This is a genomic window from Mucilaginibacter sp. P2_A5 (assembly GCF_056404995.1).
Genome location: NZ_JBFUCY010000042.1, coordinates 19,566 through 44,402, shown reverse-complemented (window position 1 = coordinate 44,402; position 24,837 = coordinate 19,566). Strand labels below are relative to the sequence as shown.

The 24,837-nt window shown below is 42.3% G+C and carries 19 protein-coding genes and 1 tRNA gene; 9 read left to right on the top strand and 11 right to left on the bottom strand.

Annotation, left to right across the window (positions count from 1 at the left end):
* The first annotated feature begins 163 nt into the window (after positions 1–163).
* Both AC1DXF_RS26725 and AC1DXF_RS26720 read left to right on the top strand, forming a co-directional pair.
* Positions 164–1,477, top strand: a complete 1,314-nt coding sequence (locus AC1DXF_RS26725; protein ID WP_477451749.1) for an MFS transporter — start codon at positions 164–166, stop codon at positions 1,475–1,477.
* A 222-nt stretch (positions 1,478–1,699) separates the two neighbouring features.
* Positions 1,700–4,180 (top strand): glycoside hydrolase family 31 protein, encoded by a 2,481-nt coding sequence (locus tag AC1DXF_RS26720; protein WP_477451748.1) that lies wholly within the window; start codon positions 1,700–1,702, stop codon positions 4,178–4,180.
* 124 nt (positions 4,181–4,304) lie between these two features.
* Here the strand turns inward: AC1DXF_RS26720 and AC1DXF_RS26715 are convergent, their stop codons facing one another.
* The 8 genes from AC1DXF_RS26715 to pfkA form a co-directional block, all read right to left on the bottom strand.
* On the bottom strand, positions 4,305–4,592 hold the full coding sequence (locus tag AC1DXF_RS26715) for a hypothetical protein (RefSeq protein WP_477451747.1): 288 nt from the start codon (positions 4,590–4,592) through the stop codon (positions 4,305–4,307).
* Between the two features lie 222 nt (positions 4,593–4,814).
* Complete coding sequence (locus tag AC1DXF_RS26710) at positions 4,815–5,120, bottom strand: DUF3784 domain-containing protein (RefSeq protein ID WP_477451746.1); 306 nt, start codon at positions 5,118–5,120, stop codon at positions 4,815–4,817.
* A 299-nt stretch (positions 5,121–5,419) separates the two neighbouring features.
* Positions 5,420–5,626 (bottom strand): DUF2683 family protein, encoded by a 207-nt coding sequence (locus AC1DXF_RS26705; protein ID WP_477451745.1) that lies wholly within the window; start codon positions 5,624–5,626, stop codon positions 5,420–5,422.
* A gap of 50 nt (positions 5,627–5,676) precedes the next feature.
* The gene (locus AC1DXF_RS26700) at positions 5,677–5,868 is read right to left on the bottom strand and encodes a hypothetical protein (protein WP_477451744.1); all 192 of its coding nucleotides are present in this window, start codon (positions 5,866–5,868) and stop codon (positions 5,677–5,679) included.
* A gap of 89 nt (positions 5,869–5,957) precedes the next feature.
* Positions 5,958–8,129, bottom strand: coding sequence for a 1,4-alpha-glucan branching protein GlgB (gene glgB / locus AC1DXF_RS26695; protein WP_477451743.1), 2,172 nt, complete (start codon positions 8,127–8,129; stop codon positions 5,958–5,960).
* A gap of 626 nt (positions 8,130–8,755) precedes the next feature.
* Positions 8,756–9,751 (bottom strand): type I glyceraldehyde-3-phosphate dehydrogenase, encoded by a 996-nt coding sequence (gap, locus tag AC1DXF_RS26690; protein WP_477451742.1) that lies wholly within the window; start codon positions 9,749–9,751, stop codon positions 8,756–8,758.
* Between the two features lie 5 nt (positions 9,752–9,756).
* Complete coding sequence (locus tag AC1DXF_RS26685; protein WP_477451741.1) at positions 9,757–10,605, bottom strand: hypothetical protein; 849 nt, start codon at positions 10,603–10,605, stop codon at positions 9,757–9,759.
* Between the two features lie 6 nt (positions 10,606–10,611).
* Positions 10,612–11,598, bottom strand: a complete 987-nt coding sequence (gene pfkA / locus AC1DXF_RS26680; protein WP_477451740.1) for a 6-phosphofructokinase — start codon at positions 11,596–11,598, stop codon at positions 10,612–10,614.
* Positions 11,599–11,726: 128 nt separating this feature from the next.
* Here pfkA and AC1DXF_RS26675 point away from each other — a divergent pair, with 128 nt between their 5' ends.
* Complete coding sequence (locus AC1DXF_RS26675) at positions 11,727–12,419, top strand: NUDIX hydrolase (RefSeq protein ID WP_374759825.1); 693 nt, start codon at positions 11,727–11,729, stop codon at positions 12,417–12,419.
* Positions 12,420–12,612: 193 nt separating this feature from the next.
* On the opposite strand, the gene AC1DXF_RS26670 is transcribed toward AC1DXF_RS26675, so the two are convergent.
* Both AC1DXF_RS26670 and AC1DXF_RS26665 read right to left on the bottom strand, forming a co-directional pair.
* The gene (locus tag AC1DXF_RS26670) at positions 12,613–13,473 is read right to left on the bottom strand and encodes an N-acetylglucosamine kinase (protein WP_477451739.1); all 861 of its coding nucleotides are present in this window, start codon (positions 13,471–13,473) and stop codon (positions 12,613–12,615) included.
* Positions 13,474–13,796: 323 nt separating this feature from the next.
* Entirely contained in the window at positions 13,797–14,732 is a 936-nt protein-coding gene (locus tag AC1DXF_RS26665) for a Nif3-like dinuclear metal center hexameric protein (protein ID WP_477451738.1), read from the bottom strand.
* Positions 14,733–15,291: 559 nt separating this feature from the next.
* On the opposite strand from AC1DXF_RS26665, the gene AC1DXF_RS26660 reads away from it, so the two are divergent.
* The 3 genes from AC1DXF_RS26660 (at position 15,292) to AC1DXF_RS26650 (ending at position 16,340) form a co-directional block, all read left to right on the top strand.
* Positions 15,292–15,483, top strand: coding sequence for a hypothetical protein (locus AC1DXF_RS26660; RefSeq protein ID WP_477451737.1), 192 nt, complete (start codon positions 15,292–15,294; stop codon positions 15,481–15,483).
* Positions 15,484–15,589: 106 nt separating this feature from the next.
* Positions 15,590–15,663, top strand: a tRNA-Arg gene (locus tag AC1DXF_RS26655).
* 323 nt (positions 15,664–15,986) lie between these two features.
* Positions 15,987–16,340, top strand: coding sequence for a hypothetical protein (locus AC1DXF_RS26650; protein ID WP_477451736.1), 354 nt, complete (start codon positions 15,987–15,989; stop codon positions 16,338–16,340).
* Between the two features lie 216 nt (positions 16,341–16,556).
* Here AC1DXF_RS26650 and AC1DXF_RS26645 read toward each other — a convergent pair whose 3' ends face one another.
* Positions 16,557–19,271, bottom strand: coding sequence for a PAS domain-containing sensor histidine kinase (locus AC1DXF_RS26645; protein WP_477451735.1), 2,715 nt, complete (start codon positions 19,269–19,271; stop codon positions 16,557–16,559).
* Positions 19,272–19,623: 352 nt separating this feature from the next.
* Here AC1DXF_RS26645 and AC1DXF_RS26640 point away from each other — a divergent pair, with 352 nt between their 5' ends.
* The 3 genes from AC1DXF_RS26640 (at position 19,624) to AC1DXF_RS26630 (ending at position 24,473) form a co-directional block, all read left to right on the top strand.
* On the top strand, positions 19,624–20,625 hold the full coding sequence (locus AC1DXF_RS26640; protein WP_477451734.1) for a hypothetical protein: 1,002 nt from the start codon (positions 19,624–19,626) through the stop codon (positions 20,623–20,625).
* 439 nt (positions 20,626–21,064) lie between these two features.
* Positions 21,065–22,630: an ATP-binding protein gene (locus AC1DXF_RS26635; RefSeq protein WP_477451733.1), complete on the top strand. Its 1,566-nt coding sequence runs from the start codon at positions 21,065–21,067 to the stop codon at positions 22,628–22,630.
* 19 nt (positions 22,631–22,649) lie between these two features.
* The gene (locus AC1DXF_RS26630; RefSeq protein WP_477451732.1) at positions 22,650–24,473 is read left to right on the top strand and encodes a PAS domain S-box protein; all 1,824 of its coding nucleotides are present in this window, start codon (positions 22,650–22,652) and stop codon (positions 24,471–24,473) included.
* Positions 24,474–24,837 lie beyond the last annotated feature (364 nt).

Here is a 24,837-nt window from a genome sequence, read left to right as displayed (position 1 = left end):
CATTATAAGGTACGAAGCAATCGCGAACTATGCATATCCGCTTTGCATCCTTGCGATTGCTTCGTACCTCGCAATGACATATTATAGCGTAGTGCCGGCCAGACAAGACCAATGAACGAATGAACCAGTGAACCAATTAACTGGCGACAAATAAACCAACGTGATGAATAAAATATTACAAAAGCCAAGATTAAGTTTCTGGCAAATCTGGAACATGAGCTTTGGCTTTTTGGGTATCCAGTTTGGGTGGGCTTTGCAAATGGCAAATATGGGTGCCATATATGAGTACCTGGGCGCCAAACCCGATAAGATACCTATGCTATTTTTAGCGGCTCCGTTAACCGGTTTAATAGTACAACCAATTGTTGGTTATATGAGCGATCATACCTGGCATTCAAGGTTGGGTAGGCGCAGGCCATATTTTTTAGTTGGCGCTATTATCAGTACAATAACGCTCGTTTTTATGCCTAATTCATCAGCCCTGTGGATGGCTGCAGGATTGTTATGGATTATGGATACATCCATAAACGTAAGTATGGAGCCTTTCAGGGCATTTATTACGGATAAACTACCCGACGATCAGCGTACCCGAGGGTTTGCAATGCAAAGTGTTTTTATAGGCTTGGGTTCGATTATCGCATCAGCATTACCCTGGATGATGAGCCATTGGTTTAATGTACATAACTCCCTTATTGGCAGCAGTATACCGGCTACTGTACGTTATTCGTTTTATATTGGCGCGGTGGCATTTATTACGGCGGTTGTTTATACTGTTTGTACCAGTACCGAATACCCCCCGGCAGATATTAATGAGCTGCAAAAGAAAAAAGAAGAAAAACGCGGCTTTGGAGCAGGCGCATCCGAAATTTTTCATGCCATAGTAAATATGCCCAAACGGATGCGTAAGCTGGCATTGGTACAGTTTTTTACGTGGCCCGGCTTGTTTTTAATGTGGTTTTATTATTCGCCGGCTGTAGCAAGAAACGTATTTGGCGCTGTTAGCGAAAAGGATGCTCTTTATACCAAAGGAGTAGAATTTGCCGGACTTACGCTGTCATATTATAACCTGGTTACCTTTGTTTTTGCTTTTTTTATCCCATTCATTGCAGCTAAATTAGGTAGAAAGTATACCCATATGCTTTGTTTGCTGGCTGGTGCTGCGGGCTTAATATCGGTATCATTTATTCATAGTCCCAATATGTTATATGTATCTATGACTGGTGTAGGTATTGCCTGGGCGAGCATATTATCAATGCCTTATGCTATGCTTGGTGGTTGTTTGCCCGAAAATAAGGTGGGCATTTATATGGGGATATTTAATTTCTTTATTGTGTTGCCGGAAATATTGGCTTCATTGCTTTTTGGCTGGATCATGTCGCACTGGTTAAATAATGACAGGTTACTGGCAGTTGAAATAGGTGGTTGCCTTATGATACTGGCAGCTTTGCTAACACTTCGTATAAAAGAAGAAGAATAACTGTGCGGTTTACGGTTTTTTAACAGGCCGTATTTACAATTATGGCAGCGTTATTGTCGTTTTTTGTGCAAGATGGTAAGAGAATTCAAATAATAGAGGCTTCAAATTGAAGAAAACGTTAAAAACTACCTCGGTTAATGATTTTTCCTCAAATCAAATGTTGTATATTGCGTAGTAAGTACACATTATACATATTTGCACAAACCCCGTTAAATAATTTGAATGGAAAGTAACACACCCAATCCGGAAGAGCTAACCAGTAAGATAGTTGAGATTAAAAACTTGCTGGAAGAAGAAGAGGAAGAGGAGTTTCATCACCTTAATAACCCCGCCGATGGCATAAAACCCATCATTAAAAAATACCTTGGCATACCAAACCATGCCGACCAGATAGGCAATAAATTTTATTTTACCGATGGCGATGCCAAAGTAGAAGTTGTTGTTGTTACCGACGAGATTATTCGCGTAAGATTGGCGCCGCACAGCGTTTTCCTTGAAGAATTCTCTTACGCTGTACCCACACTGGAGCATAAAGCAGCCGCGTTCACGTTGTACGAGGATGACAACGAGTTTCGTGTGGCAACTAAAGCCATAAATTGCCACATCCGTAAAAAGGATTTTTTCATTTCGTTTTCTGACAGCAATAACCATGTAACCAGTTCAGATGCTGTGCCTATGCACTGGGAAGAGAATGTTCAATTTGGTGGCTACTACGTATTTTGCACCAAAACCTGCGCCAAAGACGAAAGTTTTTTTGGCCTGGGCGATAAGCCTACCGAGCTTAACCTGCGCGGTAAAAGGTTGAAAAACTGGAACACCGACGCGTATTCGTTTGCCTGGAACCAGGACCCGCTTTACCGCAGTATCCCTTTTTACATTAGTGTAAATGAGGGCATAGCACATGGTATCTTTTTTGATAACACCTTTAAAGCGCATTTTGATTTTGGCGCCGAAGATAAAACCAAAACCAGTTTTTGGGCTGATGGCGGCGAACTGCAATATTATTATATCCACGGCCCACACATGATGGATGTGGTAAAAAGCTACCACCTTTTAACCGGAACACACCCCATGCCACCGCTTTGGGCGCTGGGTTATCACCAATGCCGCTGGAGCTATTATCCCGAGGCTAAGGTGCGGAAGATTGCCAGAGGCTTTCGCGAAAATAAAATCCCCTGCGATGGTATCTATTTGGATATCGATTATATGGATGGATACCGCTGCTTTACCTGGAATAAGAAATACTTCCCCGACCCTAAGAAAATGATCAGCGAACTGGCTGCCGATGGGTTTAAAACCGTTGTAATTATTGATCCGGGTATCCGTGTTGATGATAACTATTGGGTGTTTAAAGAAGGTAAGGAAAATAGATATTTTTGCCGCCGCAGCGATGATTACTTTATGGAAGGCCATGTTTGGCCGGGCCGCTGCCAGTTTCCGGATTTTACCAATCCCGAAGTACGCGAATGGTGGGGGGGCTTATTTGAGGAGTTGGTAGAGATGGGCGTGGCCGGCGTTTGGAATGATATGAACGAACCTGCCGTTTTTGGAGCAGGCACCTTCCCCGATGATGTCCGTCATCAATATGATGGGCACCGTGGGTCGCACCGCAAGGCGCATAATGTTTACGGAATGCAAATGGTACGCTCAACCTACGAAGGTTTGCGTAAGATCATGAAAAATAAGCGCCCTTTTACTATTACCAGGGCGGGATACTCGGGCGTACAACGTTACTCATCCGCGTGGACGGGCGATAACGTGGCCTCATGGGAGCACCTCAAATTAGGTAATATTCAATGCCAGCGCATGTCAGTATCGGGCATACCTTTTTGCGGTACAGATATCGGCGGTTTTAGCGGTGAGCCTGATGGCGAGCTATTTACCCGCTGGATACAGCTGGGCACTTTCTCGCCTTTTATGCGCGCGCACTCTGCAGGTGATACCAAAGAGCGTGAACCCTGGAGCTTTGGCGAGCCGTTTACCGAAATCAACCGTAAGTTTATCGAGCTGCGTTACAGGCTTATCCCATACTTATACTCCACTTTTTGGGAGCATCACCGTTACGGTTTCCCTATTTTGAGGCCGGTAGTAATGCATGAGCAGGATGTGTTGTTAAACCACTTCCGCCAGGACGAATTTACTTATGGCGATAAAATTTTGGTTTGCCCGGTAATGGAGCCAGGCCAGATAAAACGCAACGTGTACCTGCCAAAAGGCAAATGGTTCAATTACTGGACATTTGAAGTGCTGGAAGGCGGTAAAGAAGTTACCGTTGACACGCCGTTGCAAACCATGCCGCTGTTTGTAAAAGCCGGATCTGTAATACCCGAATACCCGGTAATGCAATACACCGGCGAAAAAGAAATTGAAGAAGTTAAACTGAACGTTTACTATACCGACTACGAAGTAAACTCCTTCCTGTTTGAAGATTACGGCGAAACTTTTGCCTATGAGCAGGATATTTACCTGGAGAAGAAATTTGTGGTAAATGGCAATTCAAGAAAACTGACTATAGGCCAAAGCATGGAGGGGTTGTACACCCCGCGCTACGAGGGCTATCACTTTAACGTTATCGGCTTACCATTTAAGCCGCACAAAATAGTGGTAGACGGTAAAAATGTAACCGCTTTTACCATCAACGCTGATGGCACTATGGAGTTTAAATACAGTAAAAAGTTTAAGCAGATAGAGATTACCAAATAATAAAATTAAGGCCGCCTCCCAAAAAAGGCGGCTTTTTTTATGCTTTATGCATCAATAAAAACTTTACACTTTCGATTTGCAAAATATGACAATTCGGAATGTATTGATTTCGCATGGTATACGGTTAAAGAAAGTGCTGCACCAATTGTTCCCATTCTTCGTCAAGGGATAGGTTAGGCCGGCTTTGTCGTGCCCTGTTATACCAGTAATCGGCATTCCAGGTGTCGCCTTCTTTACGGTGCAAATAGGCATGAACCCATGCCGATGCCTGGTCATCCAGGTGATCGACCTGTGCATGCGCAAGGTGCCAATCGCCTTTCCCATCATACCAAAGGCTTTTCAACTGCGGCGACAAATCGGTACCGGGCTGTTCTAATTTTAACGATGATTTAAATTCAGATAGCGTATTCATGTCGCATTAATTTTTGATAAAAATGAGATTATTCCTGTAAAGTTCATAAACTAAATAATTTTATGAAGTGCCCCTTAAGTTTATAGTACGGTAAAGCCAATGTGTTGCCCATGGCTTACAACACCACTAATTGCAGCATTAGCGATAGCAGTGGATACCGGCCAATGTGGCTAAGGCCTGCGTAGTATGAACGGATAGCGCGGGCCGCAGGCAATGCCATGGTTACTGTCGCCTAAACCTGCGCTTGCCTGCAATGGCAAAAACAGAGGTTGCCAGGATACCGCCGACGAAAAAGATTAATGCAAAGTTCATTTGCGCGGGAAAATAAGTCATGGCGGTGCCGGTTATCAGGGCTATAACAGCGTTAATAAGCATGAGGTTGCCTACCCAGTTGCACAGGCCGTTAACATCGCTCACCAGTTTTTCGTCGAACCCGGATATGAGGCTGGCTTTCTTTTTATATTTTATTTGGTAGCCAAATAGTAACATTACCAGGGCTATAGCGCCAAAAACAAAGAGGTTAAGCATATTATTCGGGTAAATAGGTAAAGAATGGTTCTTGTCGGGTGTCCCAAAAAAACAAAAGGGTTATAGATTCGTCGGTTACGCGATAAAACACCGAAGATTGCCTGGTTATTAGCCCAATACGTACATTCTCGTCAATTGAAGACGATTTAAACATGAGCGGGAATTCACTGATCAGATCGATAGTTTTTCAACCTTCAACAAAAACTTATCAGCCGAACGTTTTCCAAATTTACTTTGAATAGATGTGTATAATACTAACAGCGTTTCTTTTGCTGGTTGGGTATAATAAACTTTAAGGCTCATGAAAGGCCAAGCATGTCTCTTACGCCGGTGTAGGGCGTTAATTTCCCTTCTTTAGCTTGTTTCAAAGATTCTTTTACGCCTTGTACAACATAATCAGGGTAAACCTCACTCTTTTGTTCAAAGGTAATTTTCATCGCTTTCATAACTGCCTTTATGGCCGCCAATTGTTCTTTATTTTCGGGATATACGATCAATGCATCCATATTCAAAATTAAAGATTATTATAACCAAAAGCAATGTAACCATCTTCAATTTACATCAATTCGCCGTCCTTATGCTCATGATAGGTTTTATAAGCCAGGTAGTAAAGGAATAGCGCAGGCAGGGCGTTTAACAATATTCCCAACATGCTTATTTCGGGGTAGGTTATAATGGCCTGCACAATAAGCAGCAATAAGGCAACGGTGCCGCCAATAATAAAAAGGTTACGGAATTTGGGGTTCATCGGCAGAAAAGTATATAGTTAAATATTCAACCACTTATTAAACGTAAATGTTTAACAAATGGTTGAATATATTTATGACTACCTTTAAATTATCGCTTCAGCTCATATTTTGCGGGCGCCACAGGCAGCTTTTTAAATACTGTAGCCGCCAAAGGTGGTATGGTAATGCTGATAGATTGATTTTTACCATGCCATTTTTCGGCATCGGCATTTACAGGGTCGTAATTGATAATGCCGCTACCCCAAAGGTTTTGAGCATCGGAGTTAAAGATCTCTTTCCATTGGCCGGGTGCAGGTACACCAATGCGGTAGTTGTAGCGTGGTACCGGTGTCATGTTCAGGATAATTACCAGGTCGTCTGCCCTGTCGTGTCCCATGCGGCCGTAAACCAGTATGGAATCATTGGCGTTGCCGCCGTCTATCCATTCAAAACCGGTAAAGTCAAAGGCTTTTTCATATAGCGCCGGCTCATCTTTGTATAGCTGATTGAGCGCTTTTACCGTTGCCGACATGCCCTGGTGATTAGGGTATTGCATTACATGCCATTGTAACGACTGGCTATAATTCCACTCATCGCCCTGCCCAAACTCGGCGCCCATGAATAATAATTTGGTACCGGGGTGCGTAAACATGTAGCTGTACATGAGGCGCAGGTTGGCAAACTGCTGCCACTCATCGCCCGGCATTTTGCGCAGCATGCTGCCTTTGCCATATACTACCTCATCGTGCGAGAAAGGCAGCATGAAGTTTTCGGTAAAGGCGTATATGGTACTAAAGGTGATCTCGTTATGGTGATATTTACGGTGAATAGGATCTTCTTTAAAATAATCGATGGTATCGTGCATCCAGCCCATCATCCATTTCATGCCAAAACCTAAGCCACCTAAATAAACCGGGCGGCTAACGCCTGTAAACGACGTAGATTCCTCTGCAATGGTTTGTGTTGATGGGAAATGGCTATAAACGGCCTCGTTAAACTCTTTCAGGAACGAGATAGCTTCCAGGTTTTCGTTGCCGCCATAAATGTTTGCCTCCCACTCGCCATGCTTGCGCGAGTAATCAAGGTAAAGCATAGATGCTACAGCATCAACCCGTAAACCATCGGCATGATACCTATCCAGCCAAAACAGCGCGTTACTGATCAGGAATGCCCTAACCTCGTTGCGGCCGTAATTAAATATGTACGATTTCCAATCAGGGTGGAAGCCTTTACGGGCATCGGCATGCTCATACAGGTGCGTGCCATCAAATTTATATAAAGCATGAATATCGCCCGGGAAGTGCGAGGGCACCCAATCCAGTATTACCCCGATGCCAGCCTTATGAAATTCCTCAATCAAATACATTAATTCCTGCGGCGAGCCATAGCGCGACGCGGCTGCAAAGTAACCCGAGATCTGGTAGCCCCAGCTTGGATAATACGGGTGCTCCATTATGGGCATAAACTCTACATGGGTAAAGCCCATTTCTTTAACGTAGGGTACCAACTTGTGCGCCAGTTCGGTATAGGTTAAAAACTGGTCGGGACTTTCTGGGCTGCGGGCCCATGAGCCCAGGTGCACCTCGTAAACGCTGTACGGTTTATCAAGCCCGTTATGCTCGTGGCGGTTGGCCATCCAGTCGCCATCGGTCCACTCGTAAAAGGTATCAACAACTATTGATGCCGTGCTTGGCGGTACTTCCCAGCGCAGGGCAAAAGGATCGGCCTTTTCCAGGTCTTCGCCGGTTGACGATTTGATATAATATTTATAGGTTTCGCCCACGCCTACATTCGGGATAAAACCTTCCCAGATGCCAGACGAATCCCAGCGGGCATTCAAACTGTGCGAGCCACGGTTCCAGCCGTTAAAGTTTGCTATGACCGATACATACTGCGCGTTTGGCGCCCAAACTGCAAAGTACGTACCCACCACCCCCTGATATTCCACCACATGCGATCCAAACTTTTCATAAAGTTTAAAGTGCTTGCCCGATTTAAATAAGCTGATATCAAAATCAGTAAAGCGGCTATATGGCTCAACTGCTTTTAATATTACAGGGGGCGTAGTCTGTACAGCCTCGGCAACTTTTGCGTTAACCGTTTTAGGCTTAGGCGTGGTTGTTTTTTCGGCTGCTGCTGTTTTGGGTTTTACGGCTTTTTTGGCGGTAGCTGCAACAGCATTAGCCTCAACTTTAGTTGTGGCAGCTTTAACTGCTTTTTTTTCTTTTACAGGCTTTTCTTCCGGTAGCGGGGTGTCGGTTGTCTTCGTTTTTTTGGCCATGATATAGATAACCTGTAGGGGCTTGTAACAATAACCCAAATTACAGGAATGAGTTTTGGTTTATATAAAATCAAATATAACAGGATTATGACATTATGCAGGGTTTACGGGATTTATTTTTAAAGCAGGATGGGGGAAAAGAATCAAGAGACAAGAATCAAGAATTAAGACAGTGGCCGGGGTATTAAAAAGTGTAGCGTTTCTACAAAGCCTTTGCTTTCCTTAGAGCAGGGAAAAATGGCGACTTAATAGGGTGGGAGAGACCGTAAGGAGACAACAAGTACGCAAGGACATGATGGGTTGAGTTGCTCATCATTTCGCAATAGGGATGGAAATGCCTGCTTGTCGGCAGACGGAGATACCGGGCAATGTGGCTAAGGCCTGCGCAGTATGAATGTAAAGCCCGGGCTACAGGCATTGCCATTTTTAGTAGTAAGTAGTAAGATGTGTTTAAACATGCGCAATGAAACGCTGGCAAACACACCCCGCCACTGCTCAACCCATCCCGCCTCCTATCTAGAGGGGAATAAAAAAAATTTACTACTTACTACTCGATACTATCAACCACAAAGCCCCGGCTATTGCCAGGGCTTTGTTAGTATAAATTAAGATTGGGAAAAGGGAAATTAGAATTTGCCTAATTCCTGAACAAGGTCAATCAGTTTGTTTGAGTAACCCCACTCGTTATCGTACCATGATACAACTTTAACGAAGTTATCATTCAGGCCGATACCTGCTTTTGCATCAAAAATTGATGTACGTGCATCGCCTTTAAAGTCTTCAGATACTACTTCGTCTTCGGTGTAGCCTAAAATGCCTTTTAATTCGCCTTCAGATGCTGCTTTCATAGCTGCTTTGATGGCCTCGTATGAAGCACCTTTTTTCAAGCGTACGGTTAAGTCGACAACAGATACGTCGGCAACTGGTACGCGTAACGACATACCGGTTAATTTACCTTTTAACTGAGGTAACACCAAACCAACTGCTTTAGCAGCACCAGTTGATGAAGGGATGATGTTTTGGTAAGCACCACGGCCACCTCTCCAGTCTTTAGCACTTGGGCCATCAACTGTTTTTTGAGTAGCTGTAACAGCGTGTACAGTGGTCATTAAGCCTTCTTCGATACCAAAGTTATCATCCAATACTTTAGCGATAGGCGCTAAACAGTTGGTGGTACATGAAGCATTTGAAACGATAGTTTGATCGGCTTTTAACTCTTTATGGTTAACACCCATTACAAATGTAGGGGTATCATCTTTAGCTGGCGCGCTCATTACTACTTTTTTTGCACCGGCATCAATATGTTTTTGAGCAGTTTCGAGGGTAAGGAAAAGGCCTGTTGATTCGATGATCACTTCAGCGCCTATTTCGCCCCATTTAAGGTTAGCAGGGTCTTTCTCAGCAGTAACGCGGATGGTTTTACCGTTTACAACCAAATGACCGCCTTCAACAGCAATAGTGCCTTTGAATGGTCCGTGAGTTGAATCGTATTTTAACATGTAAGCCATGTAATCCGGCTCAACCAGGTCATTAATACCAACAACTTCAATGTCGGATCTTTCAATTGCGGCCCTGAATGCCAGGCGGCCAATACGGCCGAAACCGTTAATTCCTATTTTCATGATTTTTAATTTTTATTAGAATAGTAGGTTAATAAATTATTTATGGGTTCTTTTATAATGTTGGTTATCTGCAAATTGGCTTCGGCAGCGCTTTCATATAAAAGTTCCTGAAAATTGGCAGCAACCGTGCCCACAAAATATATGGAGGCATCGGGATGTTGCTTATGTAAAGGTACTAAATATGTGGAAATTAGGCTGCTAAATCCTTTTTTTATGACGTTTTGGAGATGATTGTCGGTACGGTTCTCCAGGTAAAAATCAACAAACGAGCTCAGGAATAAGGCTGGTTGTTTTTGACGATAAACCTTCTCCAAAAGCGTTTTGCGGTCGGCATCGTATTTATGAACAAACTTTTTGCGGATGTTTGGCGGCAGGGTTTCATTCATGAAACCTTTAATAAGCTGCCTGCCCAGCCAGTTGCTGCTGCCTTCATCGGCCAGGATGTAACCCAGGCCGTAATTGTTGGGGGCAACCTTTTTGCCATCGTACCAGGCCGCGTTTGAGCCGCTGCCGCAGATGCTTACAATGCCCGGCGAATTTTTGCAGCAGGCGATGGCCGCCGCGGTAATATCATGCTCAACCGTTACCTTGCCAAATTTAAAAAATGCCGAAAGTGCGTTGTACACAACGGCCTTGCGTTCATCTGACGATGCACCGGCGCCAAAAAAGTAAATACGTTTTATTTCTTCGGCGTGGTGAATGAGGTTGATGTTTTTATTAAGGAGTTGCAGGATGTGCTTTTCGTCGTTAAAGTAGGGATTGATACCATTGGTTTTAAAGGAAGCTATAGTTCTTCCTTTATCGGCCAGGCGCCAATGTGCAAAATACGAACCACTATAAACTACTGCAATCATTAATTATTATATCGATAATATATCAACCATTTGTAAAAGATCTGCTTCCAGCTTAAACTCATGATGGTTAAGCGCTTCCTCCAAACTGGTGAGCACAATATTATTGGCTTGCAAACCTACCATTTTTTGTGATTCCCCGGCTATCAAAGCGTTAACTGCCGCAAAGCCCAAACGGCTACCCAAAATCCTGTCGAAACTGGATGGGCTGCCCCCTCTTTGCAAGTGGCCTAATATAGTTACTTTAATGTCGTAGTTTTTAACTTCTTTTTGTACTGCTTTCGCCACGTCATACACGCCGCCATTCTTATCACCCTCGGCCACAATTACTATGCTTGATGACTTTTTGTTCATGTGGCCCGTTTTAAGGTTTTGGATCAAATCCTCAATGGCGGTTTGTTTTTCGGGCAGTAAAATAGCTTCGGCGCCGCATGAAATGCCGGCACGCAGGGCAATAGCGCCCGAATCGCGGCCCATTACTTCGATGAAGAAAAGGCGGTCGTGCGCATCGGCCGTATCGCGAATTTTGTCGATAGCTTCAATAACGGTATTGGTGGCGGTATCAAACCCAAGTGTATAGGTTGAACCGCAAAGATCATTATCAATGGTGCCCGGAACGCCCATGACAGCGATATCGGGATATTTTTTTGAAAAACGCAGGGCACCGGTAAAAGTACCATCGCCGCCAATTACTACCAGGGCATCAATGCCATGCTCTTTTAAATGCTTGTAGGCGGTGGCCATGCCTTCGGCCTCTTTAAAAGGCAGGCAACGGGCGGTTTTTAAGATGGTGCCTCCTAAATTCAATATATTACTTACCGAACGCTTGTTCATATCGTACATGTCGTTTTCGATAAGCCCTTTATAGCCCTGGCGCACACCTACAACCTCGAGGCCATTATATAATGCTGTACGAACAACAGCGCGGATACACGGGTTCATGCCCGGTGCATCGCCGCCCGAAGTTAAAACAGCAATTTTTGAAATTTTCTGCATCTTTACACTACTAAATTTGTGCTACGAAGATACAGTGTGTAAATTACACCATTAAATTTATTTGTTTTTTTTTAGATTAGGAATTAACGTCATATATTTAAACTGTAAATTAAATCCCGATAAGTATTTTGGAACTAATGCTGCCTAAGTTCGATTCCGTATTCTCTATAGACTGCGTAATTTTTGGTTTTGAAGCCGGCGAACTTAAGATTTTATTAATTGAGCGTAACGAAGAACCATATAAAGATTGGTTTGCATTACCCGGCTACATTGTTGAGCAGGACGAAAGCATAGACGATGCCGCCGAGCGGATCCTGTATGAGCTTACCGGCCTTCGCGATTTGCATATGCAGCAGTTTCACACCTTTGGTGAAGTAAACAGGCACCCGCAGGGCCGTGTAATTACGGTTGCCTATTACGCGCTTATCCGTATTAACGGGCAAAAGGAGTTGCGGCCGGTAACCCAGTTTGCCAAAAAAGCCATCTGGCATTCGGTAAACGATTTACCTAAGCTGGCATTTGACCACAGCGAAATTTTTAATACCGGCTTTAATAAAATCCGCCGCAGGCTGCATTACCAGCCAATAGCATTTGAATTGTTGCCCGAGAAATTTACGCTTACCCAACTGCAATCGCTTTACGAAGCTGTGCTTAATAAAAAGCTCGACAAAAGGAACTTCCGCAAAAAAATGCTCAGCTACGGCTTTTTGAAAGAGTTGGACGAGAAGCAAAAAGGCGTATCGTACCGTGCCGCCAAATTGTACAAGTTTGATAAACGGAAGTACGGGAAGATATTTCAGGGTGAGATGAGCCTCGGGTAGCAGTTGGCAGTTTTTAGTTGGCGGTTTGCAGTTTCCAATTGGTAACCAAAGTGCGCAGTACTCAGCGAGCTGTTTGCAGTGGTGCCAATAGCACAGTTTCAGTTGTAAGATACAATCTTAAACAAAAGAGCTTCAGTCTTAATCACTGAAGCTCTTTTGTATGCAGTGCAAACTGCCAACTGCCAACTGCCAACTACAAACTACTCGGCGATAACTCCAAATGGTATTTTACCAGGTTATCTATAGGCGAGCGGATAATGTTACCAACAACCATTCCGTTTTCGGTAACTACTTCTTCCAGTACGTTACGGAAATTGTAACCTACCGATCCTATGCAGTTAAAAGTATATTTTTGATAATCGGGGTAGTGGGTAACCAGGTTGCGGAAAAAATCTTCGAACGAGGTACGTACCAAATTACGTGAGTACTCAATGTGTACATTGTTATCATACACAAACTTGCTGAAGCTTGCACAAAAGCGGTTGGCGCGTGGCTGGGTATAAACCTGCTCGTTAATGTCATCGGGCGTAAGTTTAAAAGTTTCCCAAAACAGGTTACGTACCGGCTCGGGCATGTAGCCGCGCAAATAATCAACCAATAGTTTTTTGCCGATGTAGCAGCCGCTGCCTTCATCGCCCAGGATATAAGCTCCCGAATCGATGTTATGTACAACATCTTTACCATCGTAGATACAAGAGTTGGTACCTGTACCTAAAATAGCCGCAAAGCCTTCGGTATTGCCTAACAGAGCGCGTGCCGCGGCAAGCAAATCATGGCCTATGTACACCTTAGCTTTAGTAAAAACAGCTTCCATCGCAACTTTTACAAGATTGCGCATATCATCTGTTGAGCAACCCGCCCCGTAATAATTAACCTCGGTTATCTCGTTTTTATCAAGGTCGGTAGGCAAGCTTTCGCCTAACGATTGGATGATGTACTCGGTGCTCGAGAAATAAGGGTTATAACCTTCGGTGTTGAAATACACTTTTTTACCTTCTTCGGTAACCAGACACCAGTTTGTTTTAGTTGAGCCACCGTCAGCAATTATGATCATAAATAAAGTTTTATTAGAAAAATTGGGTTAAAAGTATGATTAACTTATTGTAAAAAAAACACTTTGTAATCTAAATCATAAAAATTGCCATTTTTATGCTAATTACACTTTCTTTTTACACAAAATCTAACGTTACTGGCTTAAAGTATCATTATCAACAACACATTTTTATTACATCTGGGTATTATAATAAATGTAAAATCAACATGTAATTGAGGATTAGGCCATTGCGGTCATTTTTTTTGCAATTGTACGTAATGTTAAATTATTTAACAACATCTATCAATAATACTTGTGTATAATTACACTAAGCCGGTTAAATGTCACCTGAACGACAACGAATTGTTTGCCGGGACATGGACCGATTTAATCGCCGGAAAATGTTGTTTTAACCAACCCGCCATAAACTCCGACCCGGGCTCTTCGCTGGCAATATGGCCTAATACAACCAGGGATAAGTTATCCCCCTTTGCCTGCGCGTCGCGAACATATTCGGCAGTTTCCCACTCCTGTATTTCGCCAACAATTAATACATCAGGCTTTATTTTGCCGGCTTCGGTTATATGCCTTTTGCCGCCGGCAGCACCGGGTAAAAACAATACCTTTTGACAGCTTTGCGCCGGGTCGCCAATGTACCGCACCGTGTTAATGGATAGTTTGTTTTTCAGGTAGTCAATTAAAGCGCCCAAGCTGGTAGGGGGGAGCACAAGCACGTTACCCAGGTCGGGCCGGTAATAGGCCGCCCAGTTTAACTGGGTTAGTACGCCCATGCCTACGCCATCGGGCTTAAGGCTGTGAATGTAATCGTGGTTACGCCACACGGCAATGTTGTTATCTTTAAGCAGTTTGGCTTTGTATTGGTATACATCATCATTGGCCAGCCACCCGGTTTCATCGGCATGATTGTAAAAGGTAGGCTCGTGGGCGATGATAAAATTAGCGTTTAAGGCGATGGCCTGTTTTATTACCTCAACAGTGGCAAACATGGTGGTAACAATGCCCCTAACTTTAATATCCAAACTGCCCGATTTAAGCGTATCTACAGTTTTAGGGAAAGGCGCGCCGGCAATCTGGCTGATGAATTTATCGATGATTAGCCCGACGGTTACATTCTCTTTAACCTCAAAAAAAATTGCAGCCTGGCCCACAACCGGAGCGCTCAGCAATGCCGATGCCACGGCTACTTTGCTTAAGTTAAAAATGAATTTACGGCGGGTATAGTCCTCATTTAAGGGGAAAAGTTTTTTTGTTGTATTCATGATTGTGGAATGGTGGTTGATCAAATATATAGGTTGATCAAATATATAGAATAGGTGTGGAAATGAGCGAGGCACCGATTTACATTATGAAGATGATGTTATCTTCGTGAAAGAACATCAAACAAAAAGAAACAACGATAACTGCGTTAACTACGGTTACAAGGACGGTATTTATAGATAACCATTCGCATTCACCAGGCAATTTATTGGTAACAGCCATAACAGGATGTTTAATTGGATTAATCATTGCATCTGCTACCGATCCCGTCTTACATAAAAAACTGTAATATTTCTGTTAATTTTATGTAATGCGTCATACTATTTATGTCCGGAATTTGGAACATATACATTAGAACCATATATTTGCTACCTCATAAGGTAAGTGTTTCACACTTATTAATTGTGATAAGGTTTAGGTTTAAAGCCCCAAGCAGCGAGTGCAAGGGGCTTTTATTTTGCCTTGTTTTTTCTCCCCGCAATAATTCCATTTCAACCGCAATTTAAAAAATGTATAACCTTTACAATTTGTTTGCGTAATAACTATAAAATACTAATTAAGATGGACTTTGTAATTACCTTTGGAGCAATATTGCTCTCGCTTTGTTTGTTGTTGATGATAGGTGTGCTATTTGCCGGAGTTTTAAAATACATTAAAAAACAATATCATCCCAACCCGAAATTCTCCGATTATGTAAACGTGGAATCCGCCGAATACGCTTATAAAAGAGTCGAAAAAAGGGCAGTTCGTTAATCAAATCACAAATTTGTGATTGATAATTCAGCATAATTTTGCATATTTGCACCGCGAAAAACACGATGGCATGATATTTTGCCGTAAAGTCGTTGATTTTATCGATGGTCCTATAGCTCAGCTGGATAGAGCAACAGATTTCTAATCTGTAGGTCTTTGGTTCGAATCCAAATGGGATCACAGTCTAAAAGCAGGTCAAAAAAGGCTTGCTTTTTTTATATAAACCAAAACCGAATCCTATGTCCACGTTTTTTGTTAAGTACCGAAAAATCTCCCTCGCTGCAAGTATCTATATGTTTTTGTATTTCCTGTACGAGGTCTATGACGGGATTGAAAGTATAACTTCAACCGACAAAACGTATAAGGCTGAAGGCATCGGAACATTAATTAACGCTTGTTTTAGTTTATTTGTAGCATCTGTAATTTTTATTTACGTTCGGAAAGCAAACAAATTAGTTAAGGAAGAAAATGTTAGTTCCAATTGATATATAAGAGTTTCAACCATGGCATCGCCTAAAAAAGGATTGAGGAATATTACCGTTGATGATGTGAAGTATGCCTGGAGTATAACGGGCACTGATGATGGGATAAGTCTTTCTATAATTCCTATAAAGCAGCAGAACCGGTTAATAAGAGCCTATTTTGAATACCACTCTAAAGTTACGCATGAATGGATTTTACCAGACGGCGGTAAGGGGCAAGCCGCAAAGCAACAAATTGTTGTAACCGGGTATATAGTGCGTCAGGTAATTTTACACGCAATAACAAAAGGATGGGAAGCAGCTGGCAACATTCCCGTTTTTAATTTGGGATCGATGGACAATGAGGTTGATTTAAGAATTGAACAAAACAATTGAAATCTGTTTGGTAATAAAACCCTACGCCGCCGTTTAAACTTACCAGCAACAGCATATCCTCACCACCAATATTTTTGCAGTTAGTGAATTTTGGGTTTCGAATGAGTGGGATGATTTATTAAAAAAGTAAAGCTATTGGTTATAAGGCTATAGCTATTCGAACAGAGAGTGGCCGGGCTTATTCTGTTTTAAAGCAACCAATTTCTCAATCCGCCTTCACGAAATTAAATCAGGATCCAATACAGGCATTTCTATTGTAAATTTTGTGCCTTTTCCGGGGGTACTTTGCACACTAATGCGACCGCCAAGGCTTTCAACCTGTGTTTTTACCATAAAAAGCCCCATGCCCTTGCCTTCGGTATGTTTGTCAAATCTTTTGTACAGGCCAAATATTTGATGGCCGTGCTTTTCAAGGTCAATTCCCTTACCGTTGTCTTCAAAAGTTAACGTTACTAAATTTTTTGTACGCACGCTTTGTATGGTAATAACAGGATCATGGCCGTCGCGCCGGTATTTAATGCCATTGGTTATTAAATTCAAAAATATGTTATGTAAAAAACTCTTTTGGCTCCATAACTTATCAGTTCCGCTAAAATGGTTTTTTAAAGTAACCCTGTCTGGAGCTATCATACCGCAAATATCTTCCCGGATATCTTCAATAACCGAAGCAAATGATACCCATTCAAATTTGTCGTTCGCCCGCCGGGTAACCTGCAATATCTGGTTCATGTCGATAACAACTTTGTCCAGGTTATTTGCCGAGACCGAGAGGGCGTGTAACGGCCCTTTTATATCGTCGATGTCGGGTTCGGCGGCGTTTAATATATTTGACAGCCCCACAATGTTTGCCACCGGCGCCCTTAAATTATGTGAAACAATATAAGCGTATTCTTCCAGGTCCTTGTTGCGCTGTACAAGGTCTGCTGTTATCTTGCTGCGCTCCTTCTCATACTGCTTCTTCGTGGTAATGTTTTTAAAAGTAAGTATCACACCCACATTGTCGCCTTTTTCGCCAACAACGCCTATCCATTTTACATCAAACCACTCCATCGAGCCATCTTCCATACTATAAAATGTCTCGTAAGTAACTATTTCGTTATTTTTAATAACACGCCCTATGCTTTCCTCAATAAGGCTCTTGCGCTCTTTAGGTAAAAAGGCAGGGCCTTCGCTCCCCACCTTTAACTTTTTACCAAAATGTTTTATGGCAAGGTTTTGTGCATTGGTGTTAAACGATGCTATTTTAAGCGTAGTATCCAGCAGTACAATCGAAAGGTCGGTGTTTTCAAATATCGACCGGAGGTTGGCTTCAGACTTGATCAAAGCTTGTTCAGCAATTTTACGATTGGTGATATCCAAATGCATTACAATTGCATTGTTACTGCTTTTGTCTTGCAAGGGTGCTACCAGGAGTTTAAACCAGTGTTTTTTATCGGCCAAATTATTGGGGTGCTCCAGGCTAAACTCAGTTATTTGGCCCCATAACACGCTGTTAATTGCTTTTGCGGCTTTATCTATATAAATATTATCAAAGCCGAAGGTTTTTTCGCAGATAGCCAGGTAGCTGCAACCTACGCCATAGGCAGGAATATCAAGCTTGTTTTCCTGTATGAATTTTTTCCATGAATCATTTACGGTAATAATTTTGCCTTCATTATTAAGTAAAGCTATTAAAGGCGGCAATGCATTCAGTATGGCCGCCTGCATTTCCCGGGCTTTCAACAACTCCTGCTGTTTTTCTAATACCTGCTGCTCTGCCTTTTTCTTTTCGCTTATATCCTTGATAAAAACAGACAGGCCTGCTTCCGACGGATAAATGGTATCTTCATACCAAAGGTTTAATGGCGCGTAATAATCTTCGCTCTGTATAAATATTTGTTCATTAAACGCTTTGTAGAAAGCTTTATAGGTTTCAGACCCTACAGATGCAGGAAACATATCCCACACACATTTGCCAAGGAGCAATTCGGCCGGGATGCCAACGGAGGCGCAAAATGTTTTATTTACATAAGTGTAGCAGAAGTTTTTATCCAGCGAAACAAACCCATCTGTAATGCGGTCCAAAAAAAGGTCAATCTGCGCGGTCCGTTCCTTTAATAGGTTTTCGGCGTTTTTTCTTTCGCTGATATCCCTGAAATTACATACAATGGCATTAACATCAGGATCATTGAGCATATTGGTATAAAGACTTTCGAGCCAAATGTAATGCCCTTCCCTGTGCATGGCGCGCACGGTAATCAGCATAGATGTACCGGGCGCTGATGATATTTCTCGCAGGGTTTGTTCAATAACCGGCTTATCATCCGGATGGATCAATGTTACAAACTCATGTTTAAGCCGGTCTTTGTCGCTCCATCCACTTATACGCCCTGTTGCGTTGCTCCTGTAAAATAATTTAAAATCGCTATCCATGAGGGCAATGCCATCGTAGCTGTTTTCGATAAGTTTCTGGAAATTTAATGGAGGTAGTACTGCTTTTTTATGTTTGCCGTTTGTTGTTTTCGGGCTGGGGGTACTTAACGGTTGGCTTTTATCCTTGGGGTTTATACTCCTCGTGAGCTTGGCAAATCCCAAAAGCTTTTGATTATCGTCATATATCGGGGTAAAAATAATGCTGGCCCAAAATTTGGTGCCATCCTTTTTTACCTGCCATCCTTCATATTCATGCTTATCGTTTTTCAGCGCAAGGCTAAGGTGGCTTTGTAGCTTCAGTGCATCTTCGGGCGTATAGAAAATAGAAATGTTTTTTCCTGATATTTCCTTTTGCGTATAGCCTTTAAGATGTTTTGCCCCCTTATTCCAGGTTAAAATATAGCCATCAGGATCCGTCATGAATATGGCGCATTCAGCTACATTTGATACAAACAGATCGAAAAGTGTATTGCCGATTTGATTCGTCAATTTTAAATTGGTTGTGTCTTTACCGGGCATTTTATTTATTAATTAATCACAACCTGCGTTATAATCTGTTGATGCGGGACAAGTATATGATAATTGTTACAGCGGGTTACAAGCGACCTAAATATAGAAAGATACAAAATCGAAACGTACAAAAAATCAATTTACTATACGGTCAATACATCATGTGAGTTTCATTTTTTGAAAATACATTTATTATTGCGTAAAGCGATAGCGAAATCATCACCACTGCGGAGTGTTGTCTTTATATTTGGGCAGCCATGATATAATACCTTTAAAGTTGTCCGAAAAAAACAGACTTAATTGTAACGCCGGATTAATATTGTTTTAGTTAATTTAGCGGTATCTAAACATTCTGTTACTTATGAAAACACACAAAAAAATTGCTACACTCATTACATTTATGTTTTGCATTACTGCCGCACAGGCCCAATTTGGAGGGCTTGGTAAAAAATTATTGGATAAAGGTACTGATATAGCCTCGGGCGGTGGTTTAAGCAAAATTCTGAAACAACCGCAGGCCATTACAACCAGTTTTAAAGATGTAAACAAAACAGGTTCCAAACCACCATCATTTATTGAAGGACAGCAACCCGAGCCTTTGTACCTTTTACCCAAAGCGCCAGGCGGCGGTTTTAAACTTTGTACCGGCTTTTTTGAAATGACCAATAAAAGTTATTGCCTGCACGCCGGTACACGTGGCCCTAGCACCGGCGATGGCTATATGCTGGCACCGGTATTGGGCCCCAAGGCCGATGTGGTGATACTGATACTTAAAAATGCCGAAAAACATCCCGAAGTAAAACAGCGCAGTATCCAGGTATTACTTTGGGCAATAGTGGCCCGTACCCGTTTTGCTGATTTTGGTACAGATATCAAACTAACAGCAACCACTTTATTATCTCCGCAGGAACTGCTTATGCTGGAGGGTGGCGCATTGGGTGTACTCCCGGCAGGTCTTATAGCAAAGGCCAAAGACCAGTTGCCGGCCGCGGCCCAAAGCGTTTTTGAGGCCGAAAATAACATCCGCCAGCTGGCCGCATCGGGCAATGCATCATATGAAGAAATGGAAAAATACGCCATGCTGGCCGGCATAGCCCCGCAGCCTGATCCGGAAGTGCCATCGGGCATATGGTCTTTACACCCGGACGGTTATTATATCCGTTATTTTCCGAGTGGATATTCTGTTACCAGGGTACAGATATATGTACCTAAAGAACTGATCAGCACTAAACCCGACCTGGTATATGACGGCCCTAAAGGTATTGCCTGCCCTGCCAACGTAGGATCACAACGCCTTGCCCAAACCAACGAGCCGTTAAATGCCGATTATAGCAAAAAACTAAAAACGATTTGCAATCTATAAGACCACAACTATAAAAGGAATTATTTCTCAGAAGTTGTTTAAAATAAAGGGACCGGAATTACGAATGGTAAAAATCCCGGTCCCTATGCAGGAGGAATGGCCTGTACTGACCAAAGTTCCGAACCCAGGACAGCCTCTTATTATTATTGTTTTTAAGTTTTAATAAGTATAAACGTCACTAAGATTTTTTCGCGCAAAGGTTGCAGAAGCGCGAGGTGATTTGTTTATTTTTTTTGTGCGTCCGGGCTTCTTCGTACGGAATTGGAATTTTAATATTACCTGTAACTTAATAATATAGGAGGTATTATAACGCGTTTTTTTGTGCAATAAGGCCCCGGGTAATATATAATCCTTCTGTTTTCACAATTCAACAACCTAATTCATATTTTATCGTACAAGCCTATAATTAATACCATTTTACTTAAATTAATTTCAGATAATGATGAACAAACCTAATACCGCTGTATTGGTCATTGACGATGAAGAATTAGTGCGCGATAACATTGAAGATATATTGATGCCCAATTATAATGATGAAGAGCAGGAAAATATCGACCAGGCGTTTAATATTCTTTTTGATGTGCCAAAGCCGCTATTAGGAACGCGTGCCCGGGGCATTCCGGAATTTACCGTGGCAAAGGCCTCCAATGGTATGGAAGGCGCCAGGCTGGTAAAAAAAGCTGTTGAAAACGGCACGCCATACGCTGTTATATTTTTGGATATGCGGATGCCGGGATGGAGTGGCCTGGAAACAGCCATGGAAATCCGGAAATATGACGTGAAGGCCGAAATTATTTTCATTACTGCTTTCAGCGACCGGTCTATCGATGAAATTGTTGAACAGGCCGGGCAAAACGTAGGCTACCATTGTAAGCCTTACGCCCCCGAAGAGATTATTCAATTGGCTACAAAAGCGGTAACCGATTATAATAAATTAAGGAACCTCGAAAAACTGATAGAATCTATCTCGTCTATCGGCCTAAACAAGATGCAGCTGACATCGTTGCTGAAAAATATTCTTGATCAGCTGGCCGGCTCGTTAGATACCGACCTGGCTTTGATAGGTAAACTGGATGACGCTTTTGCCTACGAAAAAATAATTTCGATAGGCGCCATAGAGGAGAGAATAAATCTCCAGGAACTGATTGCCCGTGTTAAAAGTATACAGATAGAAAAAGATGAAGTAATCCAGGTAGATGAGCTTGTGCTTGCCCGCCTTGATACTTATTCGGTATTCGCGGTGCTTAAAAAGCAGGAAAGGCTTAAAACCGAAAAAATGTATATGTTAAAGCTTTTTGTGCAAAACGCCGCCCAGGCTATCAGAAACGCCGAATTAAATGAGCAGCTTATACAAAAAGAAAAATTATCGGCCGTAGGACAGGTAATTGGCATGGTGATGCATGACCTGCGCACGCCCATTAAAAATATCAAATTGATGACAGATATGATGCGCGAGGACGGCGTTGAAAGTGATTTGATTGATTTGATTGATAAATCGGCCGAGCAGGCATCGCTGATATTTGATGATTTTTTGGATTTTATCAAAAACACCCCTATTAAAAAAATACCAGTTAACATTAATAAAGTGGCATGGGAAGCGGTAAAGCAGGTAGATATAAGGGATGGGGCATCAGACATTATTATAAATGTTAACGTACCCGATCCGCTTTTTGTAGATGGCGACGAGAGTAAGCTACGCAGAACGTTAAGCAACCTGGTAAACAACGCGGTTGATGCGCTTCATGATCATAAAGTCACCAATGCTACGCTCAACATCAGCGCAGATGTACAGAACGGTTCTGTTATTATACGCGTTGCCGATAATGGGCCGGGTATCCCCGATGAAATAATGAGCACTCTTTTTGAGCCCTTTGTAACCCGGCAAAAGAAAAACGGTACCGGCCTGGGGCTTGCCATTGTAAAACAATTTATGACCGCGCACGGTGGCAATATCACCGTAAAAAACGACAATGGCGCCGTATTTTTGATAAGCCTGCCATTATAAACCTTAACAATATACTAAGATGATTGATATTGCATTGAACGATAGCCAGCCGGTTATTAATGCTTCCAATTCGCCGGAAGTTATTGAAGAGCTCACAAAAACCATTGAAACGTATCGCGAACTTATGGTGGCATCGGACATAGGCGCCTGGGAATATTTTACCGAAACAGGTTTTTTGAATTGTAATGAGGAGTACTTTATATTATTGGGCAGGTCAATCAAAGAATTTGACGATTCGGGCAAAAGCAATTTGAATGAAAGCTGGGTTAATTTGCTGCATCCCGAAGACAGGGAAAAGGCCGTAGCCCGTTTTGAAGAATATGTAAATAACCCCACCGATAATATATACGAAAGCTTTTTCAGGATGGCCCATGCCGATGGCAGCTGGGTGTGGATCTGGTCGCGCGGGCGTTACGTAAGTAGCAGGCAGGGGAATAATATAAAACGGATAATAGGTACCCATACCGACGTAACGGCATCAAAAAAAGTTGAAGAACAATTACAGCTTGAAAAAATACTGTTGCGCACACTTATTGATAATTTGCCCGATCCCATCTACATAAAAGATGCCGACGGCCGCAAAATAATAGCCAATATTGCCGATGTGGCCAATATTGGTGCACAATCAGAAGCTGAAGTTATAGGTAAAACCGACCTTGAATTATTTAACAACGAAATTGGGCTGCGCGGATACCATGATGATTTAAATGTAATTCAGGCAGGTAAGGCGATAGTAAATAAAGAAGAGTTATTTTTTGACAAAGCAGGTAATAAACACTGGTTGCTAACTTCAAAAGTACCTGTACGCAATGAAATGGGCCAGGTTGAACGGATATTGGGCATTGGCCATAATATTACCGAGCGCAAAATGAACGAGGAAGCTTTAAATAAGCTTAACGAAGAATTAAATCTTCAATCAGAAGAGCTGCGCAGCCAGGCACAGGATTTAAAGCTTGCAAATGCGCAGCTGATATCACAAAAAGAGCAGGAGTTAGAAAAAGCGATAGCCCAGGGGAAATTTGAAATAGCATCAGAAGTATTGCATGATATTGGCAACGCGCTGGTAGGCTTTGGCTCATACCTTAACCGCATTAACCGGGTTATGGACAGGTATAATATTGATACCATTAAAAGCCTGGCGCTGTTTATAAAAAGCCAGCAAAGCGCGCTTGAACGCGCAATAGGCGCCGATAAGGCAAACGCGCTGGTGTCGCTTACCGATAGCATTCATAAATCGCAGGCCGAAAATAAAGGCGAAATTTCAACTGCTGTTACCGAATTGTTGAACATTCTTTCGCACATCCAGGATATTTTAAGTATTCAGCGGCAGTTTGTTAAAGGGCACGGAGGTTCGCATGACCGTAAAATGGTAAACCTGGTAAATATTATTGATGATTGTAAGGCCATGCTTTTGGCATCTGCAGAAAAAAAGGGCATCCAGTTAAAAATAACTATTGCACAGGGCGAATATGTTTTAAAAGGCGATCATACCAAATTAATGCAGGTTATTTTAAACGTGCTTAAAAACAGCATTGAAGCAATTGATCTTGAAAAAATCGAAAAAATAATTGAGATTAACTTAAGCACTATCAACGGGTTTTATGAGCTTAAGGTGGCCGATAATGGTAAAGGCTTTGATGCAGAAACAGGAAATAAATTCTTTAAAAGAGGGTTTACAACCAAAGAAAGCGGTACCGGTTTAGGCTTATATAACTGTAAATCAATTATTGATAGCCATGATGGTTCATTTCAAATACAAAGCGATGGCCCCGACCTTGGTGCTGTTACCATGATAAAGCTGCCTTGTAATAGTGTGGCTGTACAGGGTAAGGCGGATTTATAGTACAGGTAATAATCATGAGCTAATATTATAGTCTTTAGCCGAAAATCTTAAGCTTTAAGATGTTGTTTAAAATTTCGCAAAAAATTCTGAAAGGGGAAAAGATATACAAAAATAAAAGCCTGTCATCCTGAACGTAGTGAAGGATCTATTCGCGAACTTTTCTATCGGTCATGTGCAACTGATAGATCCTTCGTTCCTACGAATGACAAGTTGAAAAACGGAAGTCATCCCGAACTTGTTCGGGATCCCACAGGACAGGTGACCCGCATGGAGTATACTTAGCATGTGGGGTGCCGAAACAAGTTCGGCATGACATTGGGATTAAATCGTTGTCATTTCCACTTCAGAATTTCGAGAAATGTTA